This window comes from Paenochrobactrum glaciei (assembly GCF_039522165.1).
In the GTDB taxonomy this organism is placed as follows: Bacteria; Pseudomonadota; Alphaproteobacteria; order Rhizobiales; family Rhizobiaceae; genus Paenochrobactrum; species Paenochrobactrum glaciei.
This window is the reverse complement of record NZ_BAAADE010000021.1, coordinates 1-11318: the sequence shown is the minus strand read 5'-3', so window position 1 is coordinate 11318 and position 11318 is coordinate 1. Positions and strand designations below refer to the sequence as shown.

9 protein-coding genes, 1 pseudogene and 1 other annotated feature are annotated in these 11318 nt (G+C 46.2%); of the genes and pseudogenes, 9 read left to right on the top strand and 1 reads right to left on the bottom strand.

Features of this window, described 5'->3' with window-relative positions:
* Positions 1–281: 281 nt before the first annotated feature.
* The gene (locus ABDZ76_RS17135; protein ID WP_343808439.1) at positions 282–980 is read right to left on the bottom strand and encodes a GntR family transcriptional regulator; all 699 of its coding nucleotides are present in this window, start codon (positions 978–980) and stop codon (positions 282–284) included.
* A gap of 166 nt (positions 981–1146) precedes the next feature.
* Between ABDZ76_RS17135 and ABDZ76_RS17130 the strand changes: the two genes are divergently transcribed.
* The 9 genes and pseudogenes from ABDZ76_RS17130 (at position 1147) to ABDZ76_RS17090 (ending at position 11305) form a co-directional block, all read left to right on the top strand.
* Positions 1147–2457, top strand: a complete 1311-nt coding sequence (locus ABDZ76_RS17130) for a hypothetical protein (protein WP_343808436.1) — start codon at positions 1147–1149, stop codon at positions 2455–2457.
* 2 nt (positions 2458–2459) lie between these two features.
* Positions 2460–4310: a S41 family peptidase gene (locus ABDZ76_RS17125; protein WP_343808433.1), complete on the top strand. Its 1851-nt coding sequence runs from the start codon at positions 2460–2462 to the stop codon at positions 4308–4310.
* Between the two features lie 35 nt (positions 4311–4345).
* A complete protein-coding gene (locus tag ABDZ76_RS17120; RefSeq protein ID WP_343808430.1) occupies positions 4346–5944 on the top strand; it encodes a peptide ABC transporter substrate-binding protein in 1599 nt (532 codons plus the stop codon).
* Between the two features lie 35 nt (positions 5945–5979).
* Positions 5980–6906, top strand: a complete 927-nt coding sequence (locus ABDZ76_RS17115; RefSeq protein ID WP_343808427.1) for an ABC transporter permease — start codon at positions 5980–5982, stop codon at positions 6904–6906.
* Positions 6899–7801, top strand: a complete 903-nt coding sequence (locus ABDZ76_RS17110; RefSeq protein ID WP_343808424.1) for an ABC transporter permease — start codon at positions 6899–6901, stop codon at positions 7799–7801. Before ABDZ76_RS17115 ends, ABDZ76_RS17110 begins: the two co-directional genes overlap by 8 nt.
* Before the next feature lie 9 nt (positions 7802–7810).
* Entirely contained in the window at positions 7811–8812 is a 1002-nt protein-coding gene (locus tag ABDZ76_RS17105; RefSeq protein WP_343808421.1) for an ABC transporter ATP-binding protein, read from the top strand.
* An 11-nt stretch (positions 8813–8823) separates the two neighbouring features.
* A complete protein-coding gene (locus ABDZ76_RS17100) occupies positions 8824–9819 on the top strand; it encodes an ABC transporter ATP-binding protein (RefSeq protein WP_343808418.1) in 996 nt (331 codons plus the stop codon).
* 810 nt (positions 9820–10629) lie between these two features.
* Positions 10630–10836, top strand: a pseudogene (locus ABDZ76_RS17095) (transposase); the annotation flags it as partial.
* A gap of 80 nt (positions 10837–10916) precedes the next feature.
* Positions 10917–11032, top strand: a sequence feature (AL1L pseudoknot).
* Between the two features lie 75 nt (positions 11033–11107).
* Entirely contained in the window at positions 11108–11305 is a 198-nt protein-coding gene (locus ABDZ76_RS17090) for an IS3 family transposase (protein WP_343808415.1), read from the top strand.
* The last annotated feature ends 13 nt before the right edge of the window (positions 11306–11318 follow it).

Here is an 11318-nt window from a genome sequence, read left to right as displayed (position 1 = left end):
TCACTCGGCAATGTCACACCGAATGAGTTCGCCATAAAAATGGCTCTAGAAAAACAGGCCGCTTAAGGCCAATAGTATAACCCAAGACTCTCCTGAAAAATGGAGGAGTGTTGGGGCTCAGGTCAATCTTAGAAGAAAATTCTATTTAACACCCGTCCTTGTGAAACGATATATACATATCTGCTTTTAAGATTCAAAACTTGAATTTGCTTAAAGTCTTTGCGGTGTCTGATTGTTATGATGAGTTTAATCGCTTGATTTTAAAAAATAAACCCAAAGCATCAGCTTTTTCTGGAGTGCTCAGAAAAACTACGATTATTGCTATTCAAGTGAACCAGTAAGGATTGCTGAATGTGGTAACGTGCGGCATCAGCTGCCTCTTGAGGTTTTCGATTTTGAATTGCGTTAAAGATTGCCCGGTGCTCTGATGCAAGTTGTTCAGGTCTGTTTTCCGGAATATATCGGGCTCCGCGTAACATCATCATAGAATCGGATATTGAGCGAATTGCTTTCATGAAATATCGATTGTGTGTTGCTTCATAAATTGCGTTATGAAACTCCCAGTTGACCTGGTTGAGACGATGCGGATCGTGCAATAATTCTTCTGCTCTTTTTAAAATATTGTCGATCTGCATAATTTCTATGTCGGAAGCATGCTGAGCCGCAAAGCGCGCAGCCGTTGCCTCCATTTCTTGGCGCAGCATATATAATTCAACGACTTCTTGATGCGCTAATTCAGCTACAACTGCACCTTTTCTCGGTGTTAGTACGACAGTTCCGTCATTGTGCAAGCGTCTAAGCGCTTCTCGTACAGGTGTTCTGCTGACGCCTAGCTCTGTTGCCACGACAGTTTCGCGGATGTGCTCGCCGGGCGTGTAACGACCTTCGCGAATGCTTTTTATCAATTCGTCATAGATGTGCGAACCTAGCTGGGAGATCTCTGAATCTGCAGCTGATACTGCTGAGGCGCTTTTTTTCAAGTCGATGTCCTTTCAAGCATCTCCAGGCAATTCCGGTAAATGCTTTTAGCATATACATTAATCTGAACTGAATCCAGATGTTCTTAATTGTGCTTGTTTAGATACAAGAAGTACATTATGCTTTTATAAGGATACGATTCTATACAAAAACTCGGGGAAATGTCGGATGGGGATTGAAAATCAGCGCATCGTTAATGCGGAAATCAGAGCATTTGAACTGTCTGAGCCGGGTAAGCATCATTTCTTTGGTTATTATAACAAGCAGATCTGGGATCTGACGGGATCACGGGTTCTGGCGTTGCAATGTGACTTTCCGAGCAAAGACTTGCAGCCATCTGATGTGGCATCAGTAGGATATTTTGATCTTACGAATGGTAATAAGTTTAAAAAATTAAGTGAGACGACCAGTTGGAACTGGCAGATGGGTGCTCAGTTGCAATGGCTTGAAGCCACGCAGTGCCGTGATATTATCTTCAATATCCGTCGGCCATTAAATGATGGTGGTCTTTATCCTGGTTTTGGTAGCCGCGTGGTTAATGTGGAAACCGGAGAAGCGCGCGAATATAATGTCCCTGTTTATGTTGTTGCGCCTAGTTCTGAATGGGCTATTTGTGTCGATTATCGACGCTACAATGCAACGCATCCGACAATTGGATATGTTGATGAGCTTGAGCCTGTCGAATTAGCGTTAGCCCCCTCAGATGATGGCATGCATATTTTAGATTTGGCCAGTGGTGAGACTAAACTTGTACTTTCACTCGCAGATTTGAACACTAATCAGCCTGTAGCATCTATGGATGGCGCAATTCACTGGATTAGCCATCCTGAGATTGCTCAAGATTCCAAGCGCATTTTGTTCCTCCATCGTTGGACAAAACGCATTGAAGATGAATTTTGCTGGTTGCATCGTCTTTATTCGGTTAATCCGGATGGAACAGATTTATGTCTGCTTGAGTGTTCTGATCATCCGATCCCGCAATTGGATGATGCATATGATGCTGATGCCAATAGTGTTTTTGACTATGAAAAATCTGAATACCAGATTTCCCATCCAACTTGGGTGAATCCAAAGGAAATCATGGTCTGGGGCCCTCATAAGGGTGAAATTCATTATAATCTTTATACGGATCGCTCGGATAGGGTTGAATTCATTGGCACGCAGGTGCTGACCGAAAATGGTCACATGACCTATTCACCCAATGGTCGTTTCATTCTATCCGATACTTATCCCGATGATGCAACGAGCGTTCGTACTCTTTTTATCTACGATACCCATACAGGCGCTCGTTATGATATTGGCCGGTTCTGGACTGATCCTAACCTTGGCAAAGTAAACCGTTGTGATCTGCATCCGCGGTGGCGCAGAGACGGACGGGCTGTGTGCATAGATTCAATCCACACAGAAGCACGCAATCTGTATCTGATTGAAGTCGGTGACATGCTTGACCAGATTCAAGCCGAAGGTGACAAGGCTTAATCATGGTCAGCTATCAACAGGCGTATGATGCACGTAAAATTCTAAAATTAGGCAATTTGTCTGATTTTCCGGCCTCAGGATTTGCTGCTTTGCGTTGGCAACCGGATAATTGCCGCCCAGAATTTTGGTGCGACGGTTGGCACGAGCTGGCGGTTATCAATGGTATTGATGTTGACTTGCTGGTTAATAAAGCTGCTGAAATGGAGGGGCGTGATTGGCAAAGATTGCTGATTTGTGATCTGGCTGGCGTGCTTTCACAATATGCCGTGCCTGTTGAGAACTGGGATATTTTATCATCTGAAGGTGCCAAGTTTAGCTTGACGCCAACTACAGCTAATCTGCTTTCCTCCATCTGGTTTTTTCTGCAATATGGCGAATGCCCGCCATTAAATGCAGAGCCAGATATGCAAGAAGCATTGAAAGCACTGGAAGAGATTCATCTAGATGGTTCAGCGCAAGCGCCTAAAGTGCTGAGTGCTGAACAGATGGAAAGCGATCTGCTGCTGCTTGACCGTCTTATAAAATCTGAATTCTCTTATTGGTGGATTTCCACGTCGGAATATAGCGTGCGCCAAGCGCAAATGCTGGCTGAAATCCGCCAGTCCGGCGCTAATAGATCGCGGATCCAGCATGTAGAAGCCATGCGGGATTTGATGGCGTTGTTGGGTGATGCCCATACACGTGTCAATTCTGCTGATTGCGCCTTAGTCAATAGCGGCATTGCCCCATTGCAATTTGATTGGATCAAGCAAAAGCTCGTCGCTGTGAGCTTGGATCGCCGCTCACTGATTGAGCCGGAATATCCCTTTGTCACAGCTATTGCGGGTGTGCCGATAAAAGAATGGAAACGCGTGGCTGGTGGCGGAGTGCCGCGTGGTACGAGTTCCATGCGCCGCACATGGATGGCGCGTGAAATTCGTCGTATTGGTGCTTTGGCCGGAAAACTCAATGTGGTTTTGCCGGATGATATGTCCGTTACAGTGACGTTCACCAATGAAAGCGGTAGTGCAACCAAGGATGTCATATTGGCATTGCTTGATCATGATCCAAAGCCGGAAATTGAGCCGGTTCAGGGTGGCATTATCGCAGGCAATATTGGTTATATCGCACTGCCTGCAGGCATGGTTGGCGAACCGGAAGCGATTGCTGCCGCACATACTTTGATGCGTAGTTTCGAGGCTACAGATGGGATCATAATTGATATTCGCGATAATGGTGGCGGCTCAAGGCATCTGTTGCAGGCCATTATCGGCTATTTAGTGCCTAAGAATAAAGCCTATGTGACGTCTTGGGCACGGATCAGACGGATGCCTGGCGGTGATCCAGAAGCAGGCCGCCATATTATGCAAAAGCGTTTGATGCGCCCATCGAACAGTACCGAATGGAGCGGGGAGGCGCAAACTGCAGCTGCAGATTTTATGGCGCAGTTCGTACCTGAATGGCCAGCGGCAGAAAATGAAAATTTTGGCCCCTTAAATCTTTTGATGGCTGAACGTTTACCGGAACATGGTGATTTGCATTTGGCACAGCCTGTCGCCCAATTAATTAATTTACGCAATTACAGCGCCTCCGACATTTTTGCATCTTCGATAGCAGCGTTGCCACAGGTTCGAAGCTTTGGAACACCGACGGCAGGTGGCAGTGGTTTTGTCCGCCGCACGATTTTGCCGGCAAGTGGCACTGAAATTCAGATTTCAACGATGGCTTCAGGCATGATCAACGGTGATCTTTATGAGCGTCGCGGCGTTTGTCCTGAAGAAATAATCGAACCATCGCTCTCGCAATGGAAAGATGGAAGCGATGCTGATCCGGTTTTGCAAAGAGCCGTCAGCTATTTAAAGAGCATGAAATAACGATTAACGCTTAGCCTTTTCAAGGAGGGGGAAACATGAAAAAGACACTCGCTTTAGCCCTGTTAATGAGTAGTACAGTTTTTTCTGCGACGGGAGCTGTTTCCGCAGCAGAGCCAGGTTGGATTTCTATTTCCGCTTGTGTTCCTGCGGCTCCACTCATTCCTACAAATACGAATGAAAGATGCGGCTCCGACGTTTTACAGCCAATCCTTGCCGGTCTGGTCAGTGTTGATCCCAAAACCGGAAAGGTTTTGATGGATATTGCAACGTCGATCGAAACAGATGACAACATCAACTGGACAGTCACAGTTGCAAAAGACCGTGTTTTTCATGATGGTACACCGGTAACAGCCAAAAGCTTTGTTGATGCTTGGAATTGGGCAGCTTATGCGCCTAACGGCCAGACCAACAACAACTGGTTCACTGATATTGAGGGCTATGAGGCACTCAGCCCTAGTAAAGTTGATGGTGCAACACCTGAGCCAACCTCCACTGAAATGACGGGTCTGAAGCTCATTGACGATAATAGTTTCAGCATCAAGCTGAAGGCACCATTGCCGTCATTTATTTCCAAGCTGACCTATAAAGCATTTTTCCCAATGCCTGAGGCTTTTTTTGCCGATACAATGGCTTATGCGAAAAAGCCGATTGGTGCCGGTCCTTTCATGTTTGAATCCGGCAGTGCAGATAGTGGTTTCCGACTGGCTGCTTTCGAAGGTTATACCGGGCCGTTTAAGCCATCACTCAAGGGTATTGAACAGCGCATTTATACCAATGGTGAAGCCGCCTATAATGACTTGGTTGCCGGCAATCTTGATATGATGCGCGATGTGCCTGTTTCCAAGCTTGTTGGTGAGCAATGGAAGCGCGATCTTGAAGACAGAACATTGCTGTTTCCGACAGGGGCAACAATGGCGCTCGGTATGCCTTACACGGATGCAAACAAGCAGCTCTTGAACCCGGAACTGCGACAAGCGCTTTCTATGGCAATTGATCGTGAAGCGATTATTGAAATCATTATGAATGGCACCGCAGTCGCTGCAACTGGTTGGGTTCCACCGGCAGCTGATGGCTATGTAGCAGATGGTTGTGGTGACACTTGCAAATTCAACCCGGAAAAAGCCAAAGAGCTTTACGATGCGGCCGGTGGCTATGAAGGTGATATCAAGCTCTATTACTCGGCTGAAAGCAACTTGAAGCCTATGATGGAAGCAGTTTGTAACTCAATCCAGAATACATTGGATGTTACCTGTCTGCCACAGTCTTTATCAGATAATTCCACTTTCTCCTCACTCACCCGTTCGGGTAAGATTGATGGCGTTTATCCTGCAAACTGGTCTTTGGATTATCCTGCAATTGATAACGCATTGATCCCTGTTTACTCGATCAACGGTACATCAAACCGCGGACAATATGCTAATGACGCTTTCGAAAAGCTGATTGAAGAAGCCAGCTACAAGAAGCAGGAAGAAGCATTTGAAATCTATCAGCAGGCTGAAAAGCTTTTGGCTGTAGATTTGCCGCGTGTACCGCTTTGGCATCCGAAAGTGGCGGTTGGTTATTCGCCGCGCGTTGCTGAAATTGTTCTCTTCTCCAACGGTCGTCCGGATTACACACGGATTTCGCTTAAATAACCAATAAACACAATGTGTCACAAGGGTGAATCCTTATGTCCGGTTACATTCTACGCCGTTTGTTACAGTTCATCCCTGTTGCACTGGGGACAACATTTATCGTATTTTTTCTGGCTTGGGGGATGCCTGGCGACCCTTTAGCCGGAAAATGCGGTGATGCGGAGTGTTCCGAAGCTTTCATTGCGCAGGCGACTGCGCATTATCACTTGGATGAACCGCTGCCGGTTCGTTACGTTTATTATATGATGGACGTATTCAAGGGTGATCTTGGCCGTTCATTTACTGGTCGGGATGTCGCCGAGCAGATTGCCGGTGTATTTCCGGCGACCATTCGTCTTGCTTTGATGGCAGTGGTCATTGAAACTTTGATCGGCGTTGCTCTGGGAATGCTGTCCGCCTTGAAACCAGGCAGATTTTTTGACACGACAAATTTGCTAGCAGGTCTTGTCATCATTGCCTTTCCAACCTTTGTAATTGCGAATTTGGCACAGTTGATTTTAGGTGTCCGCCTTGGCTGGTTCCCTGTGACGGTCAATGATCCAAGCAGTTTCAGCCAGATGTTGTTGCCTGCTTTTGTACTTGCCATTTCTCATCAGGTTGTGCTGACGCGTTTGACCCGCACGACCGTTATCGACAGTTTGCAGAGTGATTATGTACGTACAGCCCGTACGAAAGGTCTGAAAGATAGCCGTATCATGCTCGTGCACGTGCTGCGCAACAGCTTGATACCTGTTGTGACTTATATTGGTAAAGATATTGGTGGCTTGCTGGCTGGTGCAATTGTTGTTGAAGGTGTCTTCAATATTCAAGGCGTAGGCGGCCTGATTGTTCGCTCAATCCGACTTCATGATGGCGTCACAATTGTGGGCGCGGTAACGATCATCGTTCTCATTTATCTCTTCGTTAATTTGCTGGTCGATTTGACCTATGCTTTGCTGGACCCACGGATTCGCTATGAATAAAACACCTTCAGCAGCAGCTATTCCAACTGAAACACTACCTAGCGGTCAATCACTGAGCCGTATGGCTTTCCAAGAATTGAGCCGGCGTCCGCTCGTCTGGATAATGCTGGTAGTCTTGGTTGTTCTGGCCTTGATGGCAATTTTTCCGGAATGGTTCACTTCCGCTGACCCGCGTAAATGCCAACTGTTGAGTGCGCGGCGCGCACCCTCGGGTAAAGCATGGTTTGGCAATGATATCCAAGGGTGTGATATTTATGCCCGCACCATTTATGGCACACGCGCCTCACTTGTTGTAGCAATTTTAGCGGCTCTCGGCTCCACATTGATTGGTGGCATTGTTGGGTTGATAGCGGGCTATAAGGGTGGTGCCATTGATGCTGTTTTATCCCGCATGACCGATATTGTTATGGGGCTGCCGACTTTACTGGGTGCCATTGTTATCTTGTCTGTTTTGGGCAATAACGACGGCAATGGTATGCTCCGCTTGGCACTGGTATTGTCTATGCTTGGCTGGGCAACGGAAGCGCGTTTGATGCGTGCCAGTGTTTTGCAAGTTAAAGAAGCAGAATATATTCGTGCAGCTCGTGTGGCGGGTGCGTCAGAAATATGGATCGCATTACGTCATATTGTTCCCAACGCAATTACACCGCTTTTGGTTATGGCAACCTTATCATTGGGCGGATATGTTGGTACGGAAGCAACCTTGTCATATTTGGGGCTTGGACTGCAGCCACCAATCATATCATGGGGGACTGCCATTAGCGACGCGCAGCCATATACCGGTGTAGCACCCCATATGTTGATTTTTCCGTCATTGTTTCTGGTGGTAACCGTTTTAGTGTTCGTTCTGCTGGGCGAAGCTGTACGGCGTGCCTTTGACCCCCGTTCCCGTTGAGGTTTGATCATGAATTTATCAGATAAACCACTGGTCTCGGTCAGGGATCTGTCCGTTAGCATTGGTGAGGTTCCAATTCTTGATGGCGTCAGCATAGACATTTATCAAGGAGAAATTCTGGCAGTAATGGGGGAATCCGGAGCGGGTAAAAGCATGGTAGCGATGTCCATTATGGGCATTCTACCGCCATTGGGCAAGATTACTGGCGGCGAAATATTTTTCCGTGAAAAAAACTTGCTTGCAACTAGTGAAAACTCTCGGCGTGAGTTGCGAGGAACCAGTATGGCTATGGTGCATCAAGATGCACCGACTGCTCTTAACCCCGTTTACACAGTTGGTTATCAAATTGCAGAAATGTTTCGCGCCCGACTTGGTATGGGACGCAAAGCCGCGCAAGAAAAAGCTGTTGAGCTTATAAGGAAAGTAGGGCTTCCCAATCCGGAAGAACGATCGAAATATTATCCTCATCAGTTATCCGGCGGTATGCGTCAGCGTATTATGATTGCTATGGCAATTGCGTTGCAACCGGATTTTTTGATTGCCGATGAGCCAACGACGGCTCTTGATGTGACTGTTCAAGCACAAATTCTTGACCTTTTGGCAAAGTTGCAACAAGAAAATCAAATGGGCGTAATGCTTGTGACACATGATTTTGGTGTTGTGGCTGAGATCGCTAATCGGGTAGCTATTTTATATGCAGGTCGTGTTATTGAAACTGGTAAGCCCGATGAAATATTTACCCGCGCTGCCCACCCTTATGCTTTGGCATTGGCTGCATGTGTTCCTGATCTCGACTTAGAAGATCAGGCGTTACCATCAATTAGTGGTCGCCCTGCCAGCTTGGTCGATAGTATAAAGGGCTGCGCTTTTTCCCCTCGCTGTCCATTTTCGCAAGATATTTGCAACAGCGAACGGCCTTTGCTGAAAGTGGTTGCTCAAGGCCGCCAGGCTGCATGTCACTTTTCAGAAAAACTTATGACATCTGATAATGCTGCACGTGCATTTATCTGAGGATTTTATAAATGATGCAGGATAAAATGATCTCAGAAAAAGCCAATGAGCCATTGTTGTCTATACGTGACTTAGTTTGTCATTTTCCAGTTCGCTCTGGTTTGATGCGGCGGCAGGTGGGGGCTGTTCAGGCCGTTGACAATATTTCCTTTTCCGTTGCTCAAGGGGAAGGGTTGGGGATTGTTGGTGAATCTGGTTGCGGAAAATCGACCCTTATTAATACAATCTTGCAATTGGTTCCTGCCAATAGTGGCAACATTATTTATGACGGTAAAGACGTGCGCTCCATGTCTCGTAGCCAGTTGCGCCATTGGCGACGTGAAGTTCAGATGGTCTTTCAAAATCCTTTTGCCTCACTTGATCCGCGCATGACAATTGGACAAATAGTTGAAGAGCCACTTGTGGTTGGAAAGTCTGGCTTGAATCGGAATGAACGCCTCAAGCGAGTGATTGAAACGCTGGAAATGGTTGGGGCAGACTCACGCCAGATTGACCGGTATCCACATCAGTTGTCAGGTGGCCAGCGTCAACGTGTTGGTATTGCACGAGCACTTGTACTCAGGCCTAAGTTATTGGTGCTTGATGAACCTGTTTCCGCTTTGGATGTTTCAGTGCAGGCGCAGGTATTGAACTTACTTGAGCGATTACGCCACGATTTGGGATTAACGACCATTTTTATTGGCCATGATCTATCGGTTGTAAGTTATGTAAGTGATAGAATCGCGGTTATGTACCTAGGTCGTATCGTAGAAATAGGTACACGTGAAGAAGTGTTTAAAAGTCCGAAGCATCCTTACACACAAGCTTTATTATCGGCTGTTCCAAGTGTGAAAAAAAACAATGGACAACAAAGAGTTCGCTTAAAAGGTGATCCTCCAAATCCGGCAAATCCGCCTAGTGGCTGCCGCTTCCATACCCGATGCTCTTATGCAACAGAATTGTGCTCACAGTCCGAACCAAAGCTTGTTGTCGGTTCAGAACATGCTGCAGCTTGCCATTTCAAATAACATTTAGAAATGGCGGCTTAGATACAATAAATTGTCATCATAGAAATATATTCAAAGCGGGAGTTTCTTTTGTTGTATAATTGTTAGTGATGCGCCTTTATCATATATTGCATATGTTTGAGTTCTGAGTGTACGTCACATTCATCAACTGTTGTATCGTTTCATCAAAATGCCCTGTTGGCAGGACATCTGATGTGGAGACAGGTAATTCTTTCTTGTCTCGGTTTTCATAAATCTACCCATTGAAAAAACATGAGGGCTATCAAGTGGCCAACTTAATCATTGAAATTATTGGCTAATTACATGTTTTTGTAGTTCGGCATGTAGTCCCTAAGTGTGTTAGCCTAAACAACTACAAAGATTTCTGAGTTAGATAGGGTACGTGTGATGGGGGCCGAAATTTAAGGGCCCGCAGCATCAGATTTCTAAGGGAAAACCAGCCCCCATAAGCGGAATGATTTGAAAAGGCAGTCAATATTATGATTGTATAAGCCCATCTGTTTCAGCAAGCGTTAACCGAAAGAAGCAACTAAAATAAGATATAAGCACTAAACATAACAAGCTGATTTTAATAGAAAATTTCTCAATAAAAGATCATACTGCCAATTTTAGAAACACAAATAAGAAAAGCCCGTGAATTGAAAAGCGCAAGGTTCAGGCAAAGCTTGAAAGCTTTTTGTGAGTGAACCGGTGGCTTGCCATTTTGCTGATGTTTATTTGATGACTCGTGGCGGAAAGATAAACGTGCTGCTTAAGGTTTGAACCGCCCCGAGTTTACCGGAGGGTCTAACTCCCAATAGAGTGGATCCTATGGAACATAAGAAAACATCGAAACGTTATTCTCCGGAATTTCGCATGCGTGCCGTTCGGATGCTGTTTGAGCATCGCAATGAATATTTGAGCGAAACTGCAGCGCTTGCGGGTATATCAAGTAAGCTTGGTTGCTCTACCGATAGCCTTCGTAATTGGTCACGCCAACAACAGCGTGATAACGGCGCTCTAGCAGGACCAACCAGTACCGATCTGGCACGGATTAAAGAACTTGAACGTGAAGTCCGGGAATTGCGGCAAGCCAATGAGATTTTACGCAAAGCTTCGGCTTATTTTGCCCAAGCGGAGCTCGACCGCCCTTTTCGCAAATGATTGCATTTGTTGAAGATAACCGCTCTTTTTCGGGGTCGAGCCAATTTGCAAAGTACTGCCGATTGCCCCGTCTACATATTACGATAGAGCTGTAATTGCCCGTGATCCTACACGTGCATCAGATCGCGCCAAATCCGATGCAGTCATGTGTAGTGAGATCAGCAGGGTTTATGCGGAAAATCGCAAGGTCTATGGAGCTAGGAAAGTTTGGCATGCCTTGCGCAGAGAAGGTGACCTGAGCCCCAACACTCCTCCATTTTTCAGGAGAGTCTTGGGTTATACTATTGGCCTTAAGCGGCCTGTTTTTCTAGAGCCATTTTTATGGCGAACTCATTCGGTGTGACATTGCCGAGTGA

Bases quoted from the DNA above. Each gene is read 5' to 3' on its own strand.
- ABDZ76_RS17130 (WP_343808436.1), top strand. From the start codon at position 1,147: ATGGGGATTGAAAATCAGCGCATCGTTAATGCGGAAATCAGAGCATTT.
- ABDZ76_RS17110 (WP_343808424.1), top strand. From the start codon at position 6,899: ATGAATAAAACACCTTCAGCAGCAGCTATTCCAACTGAAACACTACCT.
- ABDZ76_RS17115 (WP_343808427.1), top strand. From the start codon at position 5,980: ATGTCCGGTTACATTCTACGCCGTTTGTTACAGTTCATCCCTGTTGCA.
- ABDZ76_RS17125 (WP_343808433.1), top strand. From the start codon at position 2,460: ATGGTCAGCTATCAACAGGCGTATGATGCACGTAAAATTCTAAAATTA.
- ABDZ76_RS17120 (WP_343808430.1), top strand. From the start codon at position 4,346: ATGAAAAAGACACTCGCTTTAGCCCTGTTAATGAGTAGTACAGTTTTT.
- ABDZ76_RS17090 (WP_343808415.1), top strand. From the start codon at position 11,108: ATGTGTAGTGAGATCAGCAGGGTTTATGCGGAAAATCGCAAGGTCTAT.
- ABDZ76_RS17105 (WP_343808421.1), top strand. From the start codon at position 7,811: ATGAATTTATCAGATAAACCACTGGTCTCGGTCAGGGATCTGTCCGTT.
- ABDZ76_RS17100 (WP_343808418.1), top strand. From the start codon at position 8,824: ATGATGCAGGATAAAATGATCTCAGAAAAAGCCAATGAGCCATTGTTG.